The following is an 18,784-nucleotide window of genomic DNA, read 5'->3' on the forward strand; positions in this document are numbered from 1 at the left end:
GCCCACAGCGAGGGAACACCGTCATGAGCACCACCTTGGAGCCCCTGGAGTCCTCGGCGCCGACTCTGTCGGTCCGTCAGGTCCTCATGCTGGAGCGGGTCCTGGCCGGGGAACCCGAGGTGGTGGCCGGTGCCGGGCAGCTCGACCGGGCCGTGCGCTGGGTGCACGTGGCCGAGGCCGCCGACGTCGGGGTGATGCTCAGCGGCGGCGAGATGGTCCTCACCACCGGAGTGCTGCTCGCGGGTGACGAGAACAAGCAGGCCGAGTACATCCAGTCCCTGCACCGCGCCGAGGCCGCGGCCGTGGTCCTCGGGCTCGGCCGCGCCTTCCCGGCCCCGCCGGACGTGATGCGCCGGGCCGCCGAGCGGTGCGGGCTGCCCATGGTCGTCCTCCACCGGCCCTTCCCCTTCGCGGAGTTGACGGAAGAGGTCCAAGCCCGCCTGGTACGGCGGAAGTTCGCCGCCGTCAGCATGTCCGAGGCCGTCCGTACCGCCCTCACCGGACTCATCACGGCAGGGGCCCCGCTCCAGCGGATGCTCGACGAGATCGCCCACCACAGCGGCTGCCCCGTCGTCGTCACCAACCTCGCCCACCGCGTCCTCGCCACCGCGGGGGAGCGGTCCGCGGTCGACGACGTGCTGCGTGACTGGGAACGCATCGCCCGCCAGGCCGGCCTCAGCGCGGGCGACGGCTGGATCCGCGCCGAACTCGGCGGGCGCGGGGAGCGCTGGGGCCAGATCATGCTGTGCGGCTACCGCGGCGACACCGCCACCGGACGCCTGCTCGCCGACCGTGCCGCCGAGTCGCTCGTCCTGCACCGCATGCTCGGCGGCACCTCCGCCCACACCTGGGAGGAACAGTCGGCGCAGAGCCTGCTCACCGACCTGGTCAGCGGGGTCGTACCGGCACGGCAGCTGCTGCCTCGCGCGCGGGCTGCCGGGCTGCCGGTCAACCGCCGCACCTTCGTGCCGCTCGTCGTACGGGACGGCGATCCGGCCGAACTTGACCGCGTGCTACGGCTGTTGGGGCTGCCCGGGATCGTCGCCGAGCTCGCCGACGGCGCCACCGCCGTCCTGCTCAGCCTGGCCCGGGACCAGGACGCCACCGTGCTCACGGCGAACTTCGCGGCCCGGCTGACCGGGACGGTCGTGGCGGCGGCCGACCCCCGCACGGCCTGGGACGACGTGCCCGCCGGTATGCGCGAGGCCCGGCACGTCGCCGACGCCGTCGCGTCCGGGGTGCTCGACCTCCCGGCCGTCGTACGCCTCAAGGACGTCCATCTGCGGGGCCTGATCAGGCTGTTGCGGGACGACCCGCATGTGCAGTCCTTCGCGGAGCGCGAGCTGGACGGGCTGCTGTGCGACGCGGGCTCCGGGTCCGCGGACGATCTGCTCGCCGTGCTGCGCACCTATCTCGCCACCGGCCGCAACAAGTCCCGCACCGCCCAGCTCCACCACGTCTCCCGCCCCGCGCTCTACCGGCGCCTGGAGGCGATACAGGGCCGGCTCGGCGTCGACCTCGACGACTTCGAGCAGGCCGCCTCGGTGCACATCGCGCTCCTCGCGCACGACGCGCAACAGAGCTGAAACACGCCACGACCTGGGAAAACGGCGGTGAAACATGGGCCCACGAAAGGGTGACACCGTGGCACGCCACGCCCCCGCAGACGTGACACCGTGCAACTCAAAGCCGCTTTTCCGACTTCCTAGTCTTCTCGCACACCGAGCGACCGGAGGTCCCGATGAGCAGAGTGATTCGTGCCGCCCTCTTCCAGACCGCGTGGACGGGCGACAAGGAGTCGATGATCCAGGTACACGAGCAGGCGGCCCGGGACGCGGCCGCGCAGGGTGCTCAGGTCCTGTGCTTCCAGGAGCTGTTCTACGGGCCCTACTTCTGCCAGGTCCAGGACAAGGCGTTCTACGAGTACGCCGAGCAGATCCCGGACGGGCCGATCGTCAAGCGGTTCCAGGCGCTGGCCAAGGAACTGGGCATCGTCCTGATCCTGCCGATGTACGAGGAGGAGCAGCCCGGCGTCCTCTACAACACCGCCGCCGTGATCGACGCGGACGGCTCGTACCTCGGCAAGTACCGCAAGCACCACATCCCCCAAGTCCCGGGATTCTGGGAGAAGTTCTACTTCCGCCCCGGCAACCTCGGGTGGCCGGTCTTCGACACCAAGGTCGGGAGGATCGGCGTCTACATCTGCTACGACCGCCACTTCCCGGAGGGCTGGCGGGCGTTGGGCCTCGCGGGTGCCGAGATCGTCTTCAACCCGTCGGCCACCTCGCGCGGTCTCTCGGCCTACCTCTGGCAGCTGGAGCAGCCGGCGGCGGCCGTCGCCAACGAGTACTTCGTGGGCGCGATCAACCGGGTGGGCGTGGAGGAGCTGGGCGACAACGACTTCTACGGCACGACGTACTTCGTCGACCCGGAGGCCCAGTTCGTCGGCGAGGTGGCGAGCGACAAGGAGACCGAACTCGTCGTACGGGACCTGGACATGGCCAAGCTGCGGGAAGTCCGCGACCGCTGGCAGTTCTACCGCGACCGCCGTCCGGACGCGTACCCGCCGCTGACCGCACCCTGACCGAACCGACCACCCTGGCAGGAGAGGGAACATGAGCAGCCGTACCGTCATCAGCGGTGGTCTCGTCATCACCGCGTCCGACGAGATCCACGCAGACGTGCTGATCGAGGACGGCCGCATCGCCGCCCTCGCCGTGCCCGGTACCCAGAGCTGGACCGCGGACCGCACGATCGACGCCACCGGGAAGTACGTCATCCCCGGTGGTGTCGACGCCCACACCCACATGGAGCTGCCGTTCGGCGGCACCTTCGCCTCCGACACCTTCGAGACCGGCACCCGGGCCGCCGCCTGGGGCGGCACGACGACCATCGTCGACTTCGCGGTGCAGAGCGTCGGCCACACCCTGCGCGAGGGCCTGGACGCCTGGCACGCCAAGGCCGAGGGCAACTGCGCCATCGACTACGGCTTCCACATGATCGTCTCCGATGTGAACCAGGAGACGCTCAAGGAGATGGACCTGCTGGTGGAGGAAGGGGTCACCTCCTTCAAGCAGTTCATGGCGTACCCCGGCGTCTTCTACTCCGACGACGGCCAGATCCTGCGCGCCATGCAGCGCTCCGCCGAGAACGGCGGCCTGATCATGATGCACGCCGAGAACGGCATCGCGATCGACGTGCTGGTGGAACAGGCGCTGGCCCGCGGGGAGACGGATCCGAGGTATCACGGAGAGGTCCGCAAGGCCCTCCTCGAAGCCGAGGCCACCCACCGTGCCATCAAGCTCGCGCAGGTCGCGGGCGCTCCGCTCTACGTCGTGCACGTCTCGGCCATGGAGGCAGTGGCCGAGCTGGCACGCGCACGCGACGAAGGGCTCAACGTCTTCGGCGAGACCTGCCCGCAGTACCTGTTCCTGTCGACGGACAACCTCGCCGAGCCGGACTTCGAGGGCTCGAAGTACGTGTGCTCGACGCCCCTGCGTCCGAAGGAGCACCAGGCCAAGCTGTGGCAGGGCCTGAGGACCAACGATCTCCAGGTCGTCTCCACCGACCACTGCCCCTTCTGCTTCGTGGGCCAGAAGGAGCTCGGCCGGGGCGACTTCTCGAAGATCCCCAACGGCCTCCCCGGCGTCGAGAACCGCATGGACCTGCTCCACCAGGCCGTCGTCGACGGGCACATCTCGCGCCGCCGCTGGATCGAGATCGCCTGCGCCACCCCGGCCCGGATGTTCGGCATGTACCCGAAGAAGGGCACCATCGCCCCGGGCGCCGACGCGGACGTCGTCATCTACGACCCGAACGCGGAGCAGATCGTCTCCGCCGAGACCCATCACATGAACGTCGACTACTCGGCGTACGAAGGAAAGCGCCTGACCGGCCGGGTCGAGACGGTTCTCTCGCGCGGCGAACTCGTCATCACCGAGCGGGAGTACACCGGGCACGCCGGGCACGGCGCCTACACCCCCCGCTCCACCTGTCAGTACCTCAACTAGGAGTGGCGCCAATGGACTTCGGACTCGTCCTGCAGACGGATCCGCCCGCCTCGAAGGTCATCAGCCTGATGAAGCGGGCCGAACGCAACGGCTTCACCTACGGGTGGACCTTCGACTCCGCCGTGCTCTGGCAGGAGCCGTTCGTGATCTACAGCCAGATCCTTTCCAACACCTCGAAGTTGACGGTCGGCCCGATGGTCACCAACCCGGGCACCCGTACCTGGGAGGTCACCGCCTCCACCTTCGCCACCCTCAACGACATGTTCGGCAACCGCACGGTCTGCGGCATCGGCCGCGGCGACTCCGCGATGCGCGTGGCGGGTCGTACGCCCAACACGCTGGCCCGGATCAGCGAGGCCATGAAGGTCATCAGGGCGCTCGGCTCCGGCCAGGAGGCCGACCTCGGCGGCACGGTCGTCAAGTTCCCGTGGATCAAGGAGGGCGCCCAACTCCCCGTATGGATGGCGGCGTACGGCCCCAAGGCGCTGAAGATGACCGGCGAGGAGGCCGACGGGTTCATCCTCCAGCTCGCTGACCTGTACCTCACCGAGTACATGGTGAAGGCCGTCAAGGACGCGGCCGTGGCCGCCGGCCGGAACCCGGCGGACGTGAAGATCTGCGTGGCCGCCCCGGCCTACGTCACCGAGGACGACTCGCCCGAGGCGCTCGCCCACGCGCGGGAGCAGTGCCGGTGGTTCGGCGGGATGGTCGGCAACCACGTCGCCGACCTCGTCTCGAAGTACGGCGAGCACTCCGCCGCCGTACCGGACGAGCTCACCGACTACATCAAGGCACGCGAGGGGTACGACTACTCGCACCACGGACGGGCCGACAACCCCGACACCGCGTTCGTGCCCGACGAGATCGTCGACCGGTTCTGTGTCATCGGACCCGTCGAGAAGCACATCGAGAAGCTGAACGCGCTGCGCGAGCTGGGTGTCGACCAGTTCGCCGTCTACGACATGCACGACGCCCAGGAAGCGACCATCGACGCCTACGGCTCCGAGGTCATCCCCGCCCTCAACTCCTGATCCGTACCGCCCGACCGCTCGACCGACCCCCCACTCCTTGTCCCCCCTCCCCGCCGTTCCGGGAAGGGGTGGCGGGACCGGGAAAGGCCTCCCCGCCCGTCCCGGTCCCGCCCGAGGCCCCCGCACGGCCTATCCCGTTCCGTCCTGATTCGATTGGCCTGCCCATGACCGAAACAGTCCCCACGGGGTCGTCGATACCGCAGTCCGCCGGCACCGGCGGTCGCGTCGAGCTCGCCCCCGATGCCATCCCCGCCGACAGTCCCTTCGCCAACGAGGACCTGCGTCCCGTACCGGTCGCCGAGCGCAAGTGGACGACGTACAACTTCGCGGCCCTGTGGATCTCCATGGCGCACTGCATCCCCAGCTGGACCCTGGCCTCCGGCCTGGTCGCGCTCGGCATGGACTGGAAGCAGGCCGTCTTCACCATCGCCCTGGCCAACGTCATCGTGCTGCTGCCGATGCTGGCCACCGGGCACGCGGGACCCAAGTACGGCATCCCCTTCCCGGTGCTCGCCCGCGCCTCCTTCGGGCTGCGCGGTGCCAACATCCCGGCGCTGATCCGGGCCGCCGTGGCCTGCGGCTGGTTCGGCATCCAGACCTGGATCGGCGGCAGCGGCATCTTCGCGCTGGGCTCCAAGCTCACCGGCGGACACTGGGAGGACGCGGGCAAGATCGCGGGCAACCCCTGGCCGCTGTGGCTCTGCTTCATCCTGTTCTGGGCGCTCCAGATTGCGATCATCTACCGCGGCATGGACTTCCTGCGGCACTTCGAGAACTGGGCCGCGCCCTTCGTGATCGCCGGCGCGCTCGTCCTGCTGATCTGGATCGCGGTCAAGGCCGACGGCTTCGGCGCGCTGCTCGACCAGCCCTCGAAGCTCGGGTGGGGTGCCGACTTCTGGCCGGTCTTCTTCCCGTCCCTCATGGGCATGATCGGCTTCTGGGCGACTCTGTCCCTGAACATCCCGGACTTCACCCGGTTCGGCGCCAGTCAGAAGGCGCAGACGTGGGGACAGGCCCTGGGGCTTCCCACGACCATGACCCTGTTCGCGATCCTCGCCGTGCTGGTCACCTCCGGCTCCGAGGTCGTCTACGGCGAGGCCATCTGGGACCCGGTCGCGCTGGCGGCCAAGACGGACAACGCCTTCGGGCTGCTCTTCGCGCTGGTCGTCGTCCTGGTCGCCACGATCTCCGTGAACATCGCGGCGAACGTGGTCTCACCGGCGTACGACCTGTCCAACCTGGCCCCGAAGTTCGTCAACTTCCGTACGGGCGCGCTGATCACCGGTGTCGTCGGCATCCTGATCTTCCCGTGGAAGCTGATCTCCACGCCGGAGTTCTACATCTTCACCTGGCTCGGCGTGGTCGGCGGTCTGCTCGGCACGGTCGCGGGCATCCTCATCGCCGACTACTGGGTCGTGCGGCGCACGGTCCTGCACCTCGCGGACCTCTACACGCCGGGCGGGCGCTACTGGTACGCGAACGGCTGGAACTGGCGGGCGATCGTCGCCTTCGTGGTCGGCGGACTGCTCGCGGTCGGCGGCTCGTACTCGGGCGTGGGCGCGGACGGCAAGAAGACCGGGCCGTTCCCGACCGACGGGCTGATCCCGTTCCTCAAGCCGCTGGCCGACTACGGCTGGGCGGTGGGTCTGGGCACGTCGCTGGTGCTGTACGTGGCGCTGATGCTGCCGAAGGGGAAGGAACAGGAGGGCATCGCGGCCTGACATCGCCTTGCCCGCGGGGAGGGCGGTCGGGAGAACCTGGGATCAGGTCTTCTGACCGCTCTCCAGCGCTTTCACCGCCTCCTTGGCGGCCCTGATGGCACCCTTGTTGATCTCGTCCGTGCTGGGCGCCTTCTTCGACTCGAAGTCGCTGCCGTTGTACGTCACGGTCACCAGCGCGTTGGACGCCTGGACGATGACCACGCCCTCACGGGTCTGCTGCTTGTCCTCGGTGGTCAGGTTCACCACCGAGTACCCGGCGTCACCGACCCCGGGCACGGTGCCGCCGCCGCTCTTCTCGGCGATGTTCTCCTTGTACGACTTCGCGGCCGCCTGGTCGGACTCCGTGATCTCGAAGGAGACGTCGAGCCAGCGGTAGTCGTAGCCCTTGAGCGCGTTCCAGGAGCAGGTGCGGCGCAGGGACGTGTCCGTGGAGGGGATCTCCTTGCCGGCCGTCTTGGCGCCCGGCACCAGCGACTTGATCGTCGCCGCGCTGATGCTGCCGCAGGGGGCGGGGGAGGTGGCGTACGCCTTCGAGGGCGCCGCCGTGGACGTGCCCGAGGGCGACTCGTCGGCGGACCGCGGTGCCGACTCCTTCTGGGCGGCCGGCGTCGCGGCCGGGCCTGACGTCAGCGCCCAGCCCGCCGCGGCGAGCACGACGACGGGCGAGATGCGCGCGGTGAGGGCGAGCGGCAGGGAAAGAGTTCGCACGGCGCACTTTTCGTGGGGGACGGACGGTGCGGACGGGTCCGCACTGCGGACGGTACGCCAGTTTCACATGTCTCCCTGTGGGGTGGAAGTGCGAACTCGCTCCGTGGCGGGGCCGTCACTGGGGCCTGCCGTTGATGTGTCATGTGTCCGTTTATGTCCGGGAGGTGGGGCTGGTCTCCGGTCCGCTCAGGTCCTCGCGGTGGGACGGTAGAGGGCTGATTCGATGCGGTCCACGGCCAGGAACGCCCCGTAGGCCACGAGGTGCACCAGGCAGTGGTCGGTGCGTTCCGGGCGCCGCCAGGCCGCCACGTCCTCGTCCGTGATCCGGTACGGCGCGAGCGCCGCCAGCAGCACCAGCCGCGCCCCGGGACGCTCCCGACGGTCGGGGAAGGCGCTCAGGTCGAGCGGCGGATGCGAGCCGTCCCAGTCCAGCAGGGCTTCCTCCACGAGATCCTGGTCGTCGGTGCCGAGGAGTCCGGCGCCCGTCATGGCGGCCCGGAGCAGCGCCGCGTACGCGAGCCCCACCGGTGTGCCGTCCGCCCAGGCGGGTGCCTCGCCGGGGTCGGGCAGGTCGAGCAGGGCGAGGGACGCTCCCGGCCGCACCGGTCGGCGCACGGTCCGGGCGAGCGTGCGGCCCGCGAGACTGCGCACCACCCTGAAGCGCTGGGCGTTGCCCGGCAGGAGGTTCTCGGTGAGCAGGGCGGACGCGATCCGGTTGATGAAGTGGAAGGCGAACGCGGTGCCGAGGTAGCCGGGGGCGTGCTCGCGCGGGAACGGGTACGGTTCGGCGCCCAGGCCGCCCGGCACGCGCGTGTGCCTGCCCCAGTCCAGCACGCGCGCGTGCTCCTCGTCCTCCGGCCGCTCTCCTCGGGCGAGCCGCTCGGCGAGCGCGTGGTCGCCGGTGGCGTGCAGCAGCATGGTGTGGGCGTCCACGCAGAACGGGCAGCGGTTGGCCAGCGAGACCCCGAGCGCCGCCAGCTCCTTGCCGGTACGGCTGCCGGGACCCGCGATCAGTGACTCGCGCATCAGCGCCCAGGCGGCGGCGAGGAGTTCCGGCGCGGAGGACAGGACCACGAAGGTGACGGGTTCGTCGATGCCGAAGTCGCGGGACAGCTGCTCGTAGACCTCGGCGACACGGCCGGTGGCGGCCTTGGGCGGTAGGGGCCGGGTGTACCGGAAGGGTGTGGGCATGGACAGCAGCGTGCGCCCCGGGCCCGGTGGTGGTCGTCGTACCGCCGAAGGGAGTTGGCGCTGCGTCCGGGAGGGCGGACCGGGCGGAGGACTACTCCCCCGGGAGTAGCGGGGGAGTTGTCCACAGGGCTGACGCCGGTGTCGGTGCGGCCGTCTAGCGTGTGGGCATGAGCGGGCACCCGGTCGACTCGGCCATCTCCCAGCGGCTCGCCGACCTGGCCCTCGCGGTCGTGGTCGGCGCCCTCGTCGTGGTCGCGGCGGCCCTCGACCCGGACACGACCGCCCTCGATTACGGCCTCCTCGTGGTGAGTTCGGCGGCCCTCGCCTTCTACCGGGCGGCCCCGGTGGCGGTGCTGGCGGTGTCGACCGCCGGCGGAGCGGCCTACGTCCTGCACGCCCACCCGGGCGCCCTCGGCGCGCTGTCCGTCTTCGCCGCCGTGCACCTGGCCTCCCAGCTGGGCCGCCGCGGGTGGGCGGCCGGGGCGAGCGGGGTGTTCCTCGCGGCATACGCGGCAACCGGCCCTACGGCCCAGGAGGCCGTCGAGAAGACCGGGCTGCTCGCGGGCTGGTTCGTGTGCGCGGTCGTCACGGGCCTCGCCGGCCGCAACTGGCAGGCCTATCTGCGCCAGACCGAGCAGCGAGCCCTGGAGGCCGAACGGACCCGCGAGGAGGCCGCTCTGCGCCGGGCAGGTGAGGAACGCCTGCGCATAGCCCGGGAGTTGCACGACTCCCTCACCCACAGCATCTCCATCGTCAAGCTCCAGGCGGGCGTGGCCGTCCATCTGGCCCGCAAGCGGGGCGAGGAGGTGCCGCCCGCTCTGCTCGCCATCCAGGAGGCGGGCGGCGAGGCCATGCGCGAGCTGCGGGCGACGCTGGAGGTCCTGCGCACGGACGAGCCCACCGGCACCCCCGCGCTGCTCGTGGAGCGGGCGCGAGCGGCCGGGCTCGCCGTCGACCTGAGCGTCACGGGCGAGGAGTGCGCCCTGCCGGCACCGCTGGACCGGGCCGTCTACCGGATCGTCCAGGAGTCCCTGACGAACGCGGCGCGGCACGCGGGACCGGCGAAGGTGCGGGTCGAACTGGCCTACGGCGAGGACGACGTGACGATCCGGGTGGAGGACGACGGAGCGGCCTGTCCGGACCGCCCGCCGCAGCCCGGCCACGGCCTCACCGGCATGCGCGAGCGGGTCACCGCCCTGGGCGGCACGCTCAGCGCCGGGCCGCGGGACGAGGGAGGGTTCGCGGTGTGCGCGCACCTGCCGTTGGGGCCGGGGCCGCAGCTGCCATGGGAGGCGGGGCCGCACCTGTCCGCGGGGCCGGGGGAGTCGACGTGATCAGGGTGGCTCTCGTCGACGACCAGGCGCTGATGCGGGCCGGCTTCCGGGCCCTGCTCGACGCCGAGGACGGCATCGAGGTGGTCGGGGAGGCGCCGGACGGGAAGCGGGGCGTGGAGCTGGTGCGCGCCCAGGTGCCCGACATCGCGCTGATCGACGTGCAGATGCCGGTGATGACGGGCATCGAGGCCACCCGGCAGATCGCCGAGGACCCGGAGCTGGCCTCGGTCCGCGTGGTGATCCTCACCAACTACGGCCTCGACGAGTACGTCTTCGAGGCACTGCGGGCCGGCGCGAGTGGCTTCCTGCTGAAGGACACCGAACCGGCCGACCTGCTCCAGGCCATCGAAGTGGTGGCCAGGGGCGAGGCGCTGCTGTCCCCCGCGGTCACCCGCACCCTGATCGGCGAGTTCGTGTCCCGGCCGCCCGACCGGTCCACCGCCCCCGGCCTGGAATGCCTCACCCGCCGCGAACGCGAGGTCACGGCCCTGGCCGCCCGGGGTCTGACCAACGAGGAGATCGCCGAGCACATGGTGATCAGCCCCCTCACGGCCAAGACCCACATCAGCCGCGCCATGACCAAGCTGGGCGCCCGCGACCGCGCCCAACTGGTCGTGTTCGCCTACGAGTCGGGTCTGGTGACGGCACGGGGGAACTGAGTTGCGGACCAGGGGCGGTGATCAGCACCCTGAGGTGATGACCGAGACGACACCGCGGGTGCGTGCAGAGATCCTCGCCTACTACGCCCAGGGCAAGGAGGACGCCCGTCTGAGAGACGGTGGGGCCACTGCCGGGCGGCTGGAGTTCTGGCGTACCCAGGACGTGCTGCGACGGCTGCTGCCCGCCGCACCCGCGCGCGTGCTGGACGTGGGCGGCGGCAGCGGGGTGCACGCGGAATGGCTCGCCGGGGACGGGTATCAGGTCGCACTCGTCGACCCCGTGCCGCTCCACGTGGAGCAGGCCGCGCGACTGTCCGGGGTGACCGCCCGCCTCGGGGACGCCCGTGAACTGGCCGACACCGACGCCTCGTACGACGTGGTGCTCCTGCTGGGCCCGCTGTACCACCTGACCGAACCGGCCGACAGAGTAAGGGCGTTGGCCGAGGCGGAGCGGGTCGTCCGGCCCGGAGGGCTGGTGGTCGCGGCCACCATCAACCGGTACGCCCAACTGCACGACCTGCTGCGCGAGGAGCGCTACTTCACCCCGTCGGTCCGTGCCCACACCGACGCGGTCCTCGTGGACGGCAGGCACCCCTACCAGGAGGGCGGATTCTTCACCGTCGCGCACTTCGCCCAACCCGACGAGGTGACGGCGGAGTTCACCGAGGCGGGGCTGTCCGTCGAGGGCCAGTACGGCGTCGAGGGCGTCGCCTGGCTGATGGACGGTGTCGAGGACTGGCTGGACGACCCCGAGCGGCGCGAGGCGGTCCTGGCGGCCTGCCGGCACGTCGAGTCCGAGCCGACACTGCTGGGAACGAGCGGGCATCTGCTCACGGCGGGCAGACGGCCGCGGTGACCGCCTGCCCACCGGAGATTGCGCGGCCGCGATGACCGCCTCCCAGCGGCGACTACGCGGCCGTACCGCCCGAGTAGTCGCTGCTGAAGGTGGTCTCGACCGTGGTGGCCACGGACTGGGCCACCCCCGTGCCGGTCAGGATGATGCCCAACTCACGGTTGTTGGTGAGCGAGTTGCTGCTGAGGTTCATGGAGCCCGCCTCCACCTCCTGGGTGGCGAGACCGTAGTCGGCGACCATGGCCTTGGCGTGGATGTAGAAGCCGTTGGGGTCGGAGTACCCGACGACGGTGCCGCCGGCCGCCTTGATCTCGGAGACCTCGCTCGCGTAGTCGCCCGGGGTCTCCAGCACCACCCGCACCTTCACCCCCGCCTTCGCGCGCGCCGCGATGGCGTCGACCACCGCGCTGTCGCTGAACTCCAGTTCCTCGACGTCCAGGGTCTTCGTGGCCGCGTTCACCACGGACAGCAGCCGGTTGCGGGAGTCCGTGGGCGACCAGAGCAGGTGGTCACCGTCGGTGGGGGTGACCGAGGTGCCGGCGTAGTCCGCGGCGAACACCTTCTCGATCGCGGCGACATCGCGGGTGTCGTCGGTGAACACGCCGTAGTCGCGGCCGGTGGCGTAGTACTGGGAGGTCAGATTGCCGGTCAGGACAAGGGACTTGGTGCCGTCCACGGTGATCGTCTTCTGGTGTGTGTAGACGAAGCTCGACGGCGACCAGGCCACGCCCACGCCCGCGTTCGTCAGTGCCGTGTACGCGGAGCTGTTGGCGCTCTGGTGCGCCTGGTCCAGGACGACCCGGACGGTGACGCCCTTGTTCTTCAGGGCTATCAGGTCGTTGACGGCCGTGGTGTCCTCGAGCTCGTACATGGTCATGTCGAGGGACGCGGTGGCCGAGTTGATGAAGTCGTAGATCGTGGGCTGGGTGGTGCCGCTCCGCGAGAAGGCGAAGGCGGTGTAGGTCGCGGCGTTCGCGGGGACGGAGGCGGCGAGCACGGCGGCGCCGGCGGCGAGCGTGACGCCCGCGCGGGCGAGGACCTTCGACAACATGGGTGACTCCTGGTCGAGTTGGGGCCCGCGTGGGGGTCGCGGGCGTTCGCATGGCACCACGCGCGTAGACCACGGAGGAAGGGTGGACCGGTGAACACGGGGTTACCGACGGTCCGCGCGATCGGGCAAAAGGGACTCTGTGCAGGTGGGGGGCGGTTCATGGAGTTCTCGTGTGATCGCAAAGACTTCGTAGGCCGGTCGGTGTGGAATGAAAGGATCGACACAGGCGACCGCTTCGGACCGGCCGAGGCGGGCCCGAACCGCGAGGTGAGAGATGTCGTTCACCACCCGGCCGACCCTCCAGGGCACCTTCGGCATGGTGTCCTCCACCCACTGGCTGGCCTCGCAGTCGGCGATGGCGGTGCTGGAGGACGGCGGCAACGCCTACGACGCCGCGGTGGCCGGTGCGTTCGTGCTGCACGTCGTCGAGCCGCACCTGAACGGCCCCGCCGGCGAGGTGCCGATCCTGCTCGCGCCGGCCGGCGGGGAGGTGCGGGTGCTGTGCGGACAGGGCGTCGCACCGGCCGGGGCGACCGTGACCCACTACCGGGGGCTCGGCCTGGAGCTCGTGCCCGGCACCGGCCCCCTCGCCGCCGCCGTCCCCGGCGCCTTCGACGCCTGGATGCTGCTCCTGCGCGACCACGGCACCAAGTCCCTCGCCGACGTCCTCACCTACGCCATCGGGTACGCCGAGGACGGGCACGCGCCCGTGGAGAACGTCGGCGCGACGGTCGAGAGCGTGCGGGAGCTGTTCGAGACGGAGTGGACCTCGTCGGCGGAGGTCTACCTTCCGGGCGGGAAGTCCCCGCGGCCCGGCGAGCTGTTCCGCAACCCCGCCCTCGCCGCGACCTGGAGGCGGCTGATCGACGAGGTGGCCGGGGCGGGCGACCGGGTCGCGCAGATCGACGCGGCCCGCGAGGTGTGGCGTACCGGATTCATCGCCGAGGCGCTCGTACGGCAGTCGCGGAAGCCCACCCTGGACACCAGCGGCACGCGGCACACCGGCACGCTCACGGCCGCCGATCTCGCCGGGTGGTCCGCGAGCTACGAGGCGCCGGCGACGTACGAGTGGAACGGCTGGACCCTGTGCAAGGCCGGCCCCTGGAGCCAGGGCCCGGTGCTGCTCCAGCAGCTCGCGCTGCTGCCGCCCGAGCTGCCCCGGTACGGGTCCGCCGAGTACGTCCATCTGCTGGTCGAGGGCTGCAAGCTGGCCATGGCCGACCGGGAGGCCTGGTACGGGGACGCGGCCGAAGTACCGCTCGGGGAGCTGCTGTCGGCGGAGTACAACGCGGAGCGGCGTGCACTCGTCGGCGACCGGGCCTCGTACGAGCTGCGGCCGGGCAGTCCCGGCGGGCGGGAGCCGCGACTCAGCGCACACGCGCGCGTGGTCGTCACCGACGAGCCCGGGTTCAGCCCGATGGGCGTCGGGGAGCCGACCGTCGCGAAGAACCCCACGTCCCCCGTGCCGGGCGAGCCCGAGGTCGGGTCCGACGGCACGACCCGGGGCGACACCTGCCACCTGGACGTCGTCGACCGCTGGGGCAACATGGTGGCCGCCACGCCCAGCGGAGGCTGGCTCCAGTCCAACCCCGTCGTACCGGAACTGGGCTTCCCGCTCGGCACCCGGCTCCAGATGACCTGGCTGGAGGAGGGCCTGCCGAACTCCCTCACCCCCGGCCGCCGCCCCCGCACCACCCTGACCCCCTCCATCGCACTGCGCGACGGCGTGCCCGTCCTGGCCTTCGGCACGCCCGGCGGGGACCAGCAGGACCAGTGGCAGCTGCACTTCTTCCTCGCCGTCGCCCTGCGCTCCCCGGTCCGCGGCGGCCTCGACCTCCAGGGCGCGATCGACGCCCCGAACTGGCACAACGACAGCTTCCCCGGCTCCTTCTACCCGCGCGGTATGCGGCCGGGGAGCGTCACGGTGGAGGCCCGGACGTCTCCCGAGGTGGTGGCGGAGCTACGGCGACGGGGGCACGACGTGACGGTGGGGGAGCCGTGGTCGGAGGGGCGGCTGTGCGCGGTGGCGCGGGACCCGGAGACGGGGGTGCTGTCGGCCGCGGCGAATCCGCGGGGGATGCAGGGGTATGCGGTGGGGCGGTGAGGGTCCTGGTGAACGGCGTCCCCGGAACCCGGTGTTCACGGTGATTCCAGCCGGTGTCCATCAGGCGGGTGGGGATTGTCAGTCCTGCGTGCTCTCATGGAGTCATGATCGGAGACACGGAAACCATCGACGAGTTTCTCGACCTGCACGCGGGTGACGTGGAAGAGGCGGTACGCAAGGCGGCCGCGGCCGAGGTCATGCCGCGCTTCCGGCGGCTCGCCGCGCACGAGATCGACCAGAAGGCCGGCCCGCACGACCTGGTGACGGACGCCGACCGGCTCGCCGAGCAGTACCTCACCGAGGTGCTCGGCGCCCTGCTGCCGGGCTCGGTGGTGGTCGGCGAGGAGGCGGTGCACGCCAACCCGGCCTCGTACGAGGCGATACGGGACGACACCCCGGTCTGGATCGTCGACCCCGTCGACGGAACCCGGCAGTTCGTGCACGGAGACCCCGGCTTCTGCATGCTGGTCGCCCTGGCGAAGAGCGGCGTCCTGCTGGCCTCCTGGACCTACGCGCCGGCGCGGGACCAACTCGCCACGGCGATACGGGGCCGGGGCGCGTTCCTCGACGGCGAGCGGCTGCACGCGGGCGCGCCCGCACCGGGGCGGGACCTCCAAGTGGCCACCTCCCATCCCGACTACACGACGGAGGACCAGAAGCGCGGTCTGCTGGGACTGTGGACGGACGGCGTCGCACCGCGTCCGTGCGGCTCGGCGGGCCTGGAGTATCTCGCCGTCGCCCGCGGGGAGTTGGACGCGACGGCGTTCTCCTGGGAGGCGGCCTGGGACCATGCGGCGGGCCTGCTGCTGGTCGAGGAGGCGGGCGGCACCCACCTGACCCTCACCGGCGAGCCCTTCCGCATCACGGGAGGCAACACCCTGCCCTTCACAGCGGCCCGCGATGCGGCGACAGCGGGGAGGGTGCGGGGGTTGCTGGCGGGGGAGGGGTGACGGTGCCGCCCAGGGGGACCTGAGCTCACGGGACCTGCGCGGAGGGGCCTGAGGGCAGCGCGTCCCCACGGACCCGCACGAGGACACCCACACCCCCCGACTTACCCCCGAACCCCAGGACTGTCGGTCCCCCGGCATATCCTGAGGCTCTGGCCATCGGCTGACGAAGGGGTCCGAAGGTGCCGTCGATGTTCGATGCGGTCGTGGTGGGTGCGGGGCCGAACGGACTGACGGCTGCCGTGGAGCTGGCCCGGCGCGGCTTCTCCGTGGCCGTGTTCGAGGCCCGCGAGACCGTGGGCGGAGGCGCCCGCACCGAGGAGCTGACCCTCCCGGGGTTCCGGCACGACCCGTGCTCCGCCGCCCACCCCCTCGGCATCAACTCCCCGGCGTTCCGCGCCCTGCCCCTGGAGCGCTACGGGCTGGAGTGGCTGCACGCGGAGCTGCCCATGGCGCACCCCTTCACCGACGGCACCGCCGCCGTGCTGTCGAGGTCGGTCGCCGAGACGGCCGCCTCCTTCGGGCCCCGTGACGCGGGGACGTACCGAAGGCTCGTCGAGCCGTTCCTGCCCAAGTGGGACACCCTGGTCCGCGACTTCATGTCCCTGCCCCTGACCGCGCTGCCCCGCGACCCGGTCACCCTGGCCCGCTTCGGCCTCCTCGGACTGCCCCCGTCCACCCTGCTGATGCGCCGCTTCCGCGACGAGCGGGCCAAGACCCTGTTCGCCGGCCTGGTCGCGCATGTCATGGCCCCGCTCAGCGGCGTCGCCACCGGCGCCATCGGCCTGGTCTTCGCCCTCGCGGCCCACGCCCGCGGCTGGCCCGTGGCCCGCGGCGGCTCCCAATCCATCTCCGACGCGCTCGCCGCGTACCTCAAGGACCTGGGCGGCACCCTCCACACCGACTACGAGGTCAAGCGGCTGGACGACCTGCCGCCCGCGCGGGCCTACGTCTTCGACACCTCGCCCACCGCGCTCGCCCGCATCGCCGGTTTCGGGAACTACTACGAGGGCTACCGCTACGGCCCGGGCGTCTTCAAGGTCGACTACGCCCTCGACGGTCCGGTGCCGTGGACCGCGAAGGAGGCGCGCAGCGCGGGCACCGTGCAGATCGGCGCCGACAGCGCGGAGATCGGCCGGGCTCTGCGGGCCGCGTCCCGGGAGGGCAGGGCCCCCGACAGACCGTTCATGATCACCGTGCAGCCCAGTGTCGTGGACCCCGGCCGGGCCCCCGCCGGCAAGCATGTGTTCTGGGCCTACGGGCATGTCCCCAGCGGCTGGACCGGTGACCTCACCGACGCGCTCGAGCGCCAACTGGAGCGTTTCGCCCCGGGGTTCCGTGACCGCGTCCTCGCCCGCGCCACCGCGGGACCGCCCGAACTGGCCACCCGCAACGCCAACTACATCGGCGGCGACATCGGCTCCGGCGCGGTCACCGGCCTCCAGATCATGCTGCGCCCCAAGCTCTCCCTGTTCCCCTACGGCACCCCCCACCCGGCCGTCTTCATCTGCTCCTCGGCGACCCCACCGGGTCCCGGTGTGCACGGCATGTCGGGCCACAACGCCGCGAAGGCGGTGTGGCGACGCCTCCGCCAGGAGACCTGAAGGGCACGGGACCGGCCTCGGCGAGCCCGGCGACTTGAGCCGGCCACGGTGTGCCGGAACCTGGAAGAGTGGTGGTCATGACCACCATCCGACTCGTCCAGGGCGACATCACACGGGAGAGCGCCGACGCGATCGTCAACGCCGCGAACTCCTCCCTCCTCGGCGGGGGAGGGGTCGACGGCGCCATCCACCGACGCGGCGGCCCCGCGATCCTGGCCGACTGCCGCAGGCTGCGCGCCGGGCACTACGGCAAGGGCCTGCCCACCGGCAAGGCCGTCGCCACCACCGCGGGCGCCCTGGACGCGCGCTGGGTGATCCACACCGTCGGTCCCCGTTACAGCCGCGACGAGGACCGCTCGGAGCTGCTGGCCTCCTGCTACCGCGAGTCCCTGCGCGTCGCCGACGAACTCGGCGCCCGGACGGTCGCCTTCCCGGCCGTCTCCGCGGGCATCTACGGCTGGCCGATCGACGACGCCGCCCGGATCGCGGTGGAGACCGTAAGGGGGACGGAGACCGCGGTCGAGGAAGTCCGCTTCGTGCTCTTCGACGAGCAGGCGTTCGACGCGTTCGCCCAGCAGGTCGGCTGACGCCCGAGTCCTCTGACGGCCGAACGCCCCCGGGCCCGGGAAGGGCGCCTGCGACCGAGGAAAGTAGCAGGTCAGGCCGGTTCTGGTGGGAGGTGCGGGCCGGGGGCGGGGCGCCGGACCGGTTGCGCGGTGCCGGGGCGCTTCCCACGGTGGGGCCAACGAAGTCATTTCGAAAGGAACGTGCATGCGCCCCCTCGTCTCCCGCGGCCTTCTCCTGCCGCCCCTGGTCTGTGCCGCGCTGATCCTCGGCCCGGTCGGCACCGCGGCCGCCGTCACCGACGCGGGTCGCGCAGCGTCGAATCCCGGGGTGTCGCAGCCGGCCACTCCGTACGACACCGCCACCCTGGTGGACCGCCTCGGCACACTGCACCGTGCCGGGCACGGCACCGTCCTCGAGCCCCTCCTGGACGCGGTCACCGACCTCACCACGCTGGACGCCACCACCCTCGACGCGGACCGTGCGGCCGCCCACGCCAAGGCCGTCGAGGCCGCGAACGCCCGGGTCCAGCAGGAGCTGCGGCGGCTGAGCGGTACCGAACGGTCCACCGCCGCCGACCGGTCCGTGGCCGCCGCCGACCCGGTCTCCGACCTCCTGGCCTCGCTCCAGTCCACGGTCGACGACCTGCTCTCGTCGCTCACCTCGCTGGACGTGGGCGGTGTGCTGAGCGCGGTCACCGGACTCCTGGGCGGTGTGCTCGGCGCCGTCACCGGCCTCCTCGGCGGCGGCCTGCCCGACACGAGCACGCTGCCCACCGACACGGCCCTGCCGTCCACGAGCACGCTGCCCACCGAGACCGCCCTGCCGCCCACCAGCACGCTGCCCGACACGAGCACGCTGCCCCCCGTCACCACCCTCCCCGCCCTGCCTGCCACCGGCTGACACGGCGGCCCCGGCGTCCACTCCGCCGAGGGCGACGACACACGGCACCCCCGCGTGATCCCACGCGGGGGTGCCGTATGTCGTCATGTCCCCAGGACCTCACA

General features: G+C 71.6%; 16 protein-coding genes. 13 read left to right on the plus strand and 3 right to left on the minus strand.

The features are described from left to right. The first annotated feature begins 23 nt into the window (after positions 1-23). The 5 genes from AC2XR2_RS35605 to AC2XR2_RS35625 all read left to right on the plus strand — a co-directional run bounded on the left by AC2XR2_RS35605 (position 24) and on the right by AC2XR2_RS35625 (position 6,762). Positions 24-1,586, plus strand: a complete 1,563-nt coding sequence (locus AC2XR2_RS35605; protein WP_381301115.1) for a PucR family transcriptional regulator — start codon at positions 24-26, stop codon at positions 1,584-1,586. Positions 1,587-1,741: 155 nt separating this feature from the next. Beyond that, the gene (locus tag AC2XR2_RS35610) at positions 1,742-2,584 is read left to right on the plus strand and encodes a nitrilase-related carbon-nitrogen hydrolase (RefSeq protein ID WP_125193952.1); all 843 of its coding nucleotides are present in this window, start codon (positions 1,742-1,744) and stop codon (positions 2,582-2,584) included. 31 nt (positions 2,585-2,615) lie between these two features. Then, complete coding sequence (hydA, locus tag AC2XR2_RS35615) at positions 2,616-4,010, plus strand: dihydropyrimidinase (protein WP_381301114.1); 1,395 nt, start codon at positions 2,616-2,618, stop codon at positions 4,008-4,010. 11 nt (positions 4,011-4,021) lie between these two features. Next, positions 4,022-5,041: a TIGR03842 family LLM class F420-dependent oxidoreductase gene (locus tag AC2XR2_RS35620; protein WP_491517295.1), complete on the plus strand. Its 1,020-nt coding sequence runs from the start codon at positions 4,022-4,024 to the stop codon at positions 5,039-5,041. 164 nt (positions 5,042-5,205) lie between these two features. Then, complete coding sequence (locus AC2XR2_RS35625) at positions 5,206-6,762, plus strand: NCS1 family nucleobase:cation symporter-1 (protein ID WP_491517296.1); 1,557 nt, start codon at positions 5,206-5,208, stop codon at positions 6,760-6,762. A 42-nt stretch (positions 6,763-6,804) separates the two neighbouring features. Here AC2XR2_RS35625 and AC2XR2_RS35630 read toward each other — a convergent pair whose 3' ends face one another. Next, positions 6,805-7,470, minus strand: coding sequence for a hypothetical protein (locus AC2XR2_RS35630; RefSeq protein WP_491517297.1), 666 nt, complete (start codon positions 7,468-7,470; stop codon positions 6,805-6,807). Between the two features lie 186 nt (positions 7,471-7,656). Beyond that, positions 7,657-8,661, minus strand: coding sequence for a carboxymuconolactone decarboxylase family protein (locus AC2XR2_RS35635; protein WP_491517298.1), 1,005 nt, complete (start codon positions 8,659-8,661; stop codon positions 7,657-7,659). A 167-nt stretch (positions 8,662-8,828) separates the two neighbouring features. On the opposite strand from AC2XR2_RS35635, the gene AC2XR2_RS35640 reads away from it, so the two are divergent. Genes AC2XR2_RS35640 through AC2XR2_RS35650 form a run of 3 tightly spaced genes read left to right on the plus strand, consistent with a single transcriptional unit; the run spans position 8,829 to position 11,510 of the window. Next, positions 8,829-9,995, plus strand: a complete 1,167-nt coding sequence (locus AC2XR2_RS35640) for a sensor histidine kinase (protein WP_491517299.1) — start codon at positions 8,829-8,831, stop codon at positions 9,993-9,995. Then, positions 9,992-10,654 (plus strand): response regulator, encoded by a 663-nt coding sequence (locus AC2XR2_RS35645; RefSeq protein ID WP_356460013.1) that lies wholly within the window; start codon positions 9,992-9,994, stop codon positions 10,652-10,654. The genes AC2XR2_RS35640 and AC2XR2_RS35645 overlap by 4 nt, the downstream gene beginning before the upstream one ends. Before the next feature lie 37 nt (positions 10,655-10,691). Then, complete coding sequence (locus AC2XR2_RS35650) at positions 10,692-11,510, plus strand: class I SAM-dependent methyltransferase (protein WP_491517300.1); 819 nt, start codon at positions 10,692-10,694, stop codon at positions 11,508-11,510. A gap of 52 nt (positions 11,511-11,562) precedes the next feature. On the opposite strand, the gene AC2XR2_RS35655 is transcribed toward AC2XR2_RS35650, so the two are convergent. Next, positions 11,563-12,558, minus strand: coding sequence for a phospholipase D-like domain-containing protein (locus AC2XR2_RS35655; RefSeq protein WP_491517301.1), 996 nt, complete (start codon positions 12,556-12,558; stop codon positions 11,563-11,565). Positions 12,559-12,832: 274 nt separating this feature from the next. Here AC2XR2_RS35655 and AC2XR2_RS35660 point away from each other — a divergent pair, with 274 nt between their 5' ends. The 5 genes from AC2XR2_RS35660 to AC2XR2_RS35680 all read left to right on the plus strand — a co-directional run bounded on the left by AC2XR2_RS35660 (position 12,833) and on the right by AC2XR2_RS35680 (position 18,680). Further along, a complete protein-coding gene (locus AC2XR2_RS35660) occupies positions 12,833-14,662 on the plus strand; it encodes a gamma-glutamyltransferase family protein (protein ID WP_491517302.1) in 1,830 nt (609 codons plus the stop codon). A 104-nt stretch (positions 14,663-14,766) separates the two neighbouring features. Next, positions 14,767-15,612 (plus strand): inositol monophosphatase family protein, encoded by an 846-nt coding sequence (locus AC2XR2_RS35665; protein WP_330263524.1) that lies wholly within the window; start codon positions 14,767-14,769, stop codon positions 15,610-15,612. Positions 15,613-15,800: 188 nt separating this feature from the next. Continuing rightward, entirely contained in the window at positions 15,801-17,213 is a 1,413-nt protein-coding gene (locus AC2XR2_RS35670) for a phytoene desaturase family protein (RefSeq protein WP_330263523.1), read from the plus strand. A 77-nt stretch (positions 17,214-17,290) separates the two neighbouring features. Further along, positions 17,291-17,800: an O-acetyl-ADP-ribose deacetylase gene (locus AC2XR2_RS35675; RefSeq protein ID WP_491517303.1), complete on the plus strand. Its 510-nt coding sequence runs from the start codon at positions 17,291-17,293 to the stop codon at positions 17,798-17,800. Between the two features lie 184 nt (positions 17,801-17,984). Next, a complete protein-coding gene (locus tag AC2XR2_RS35680) occupies positions 17,985-18,680 on the plus strand; it encodes a hypothetical protein (protein WP_491517304.1) in 696 nt (231 codons plus the stop codon). Positions 18,681-18,784 lie beyond the last annotated feature (104 nt).

Source organism: Streptomyces sp. LS-MS-L19, from assembly GCF_058382285.1.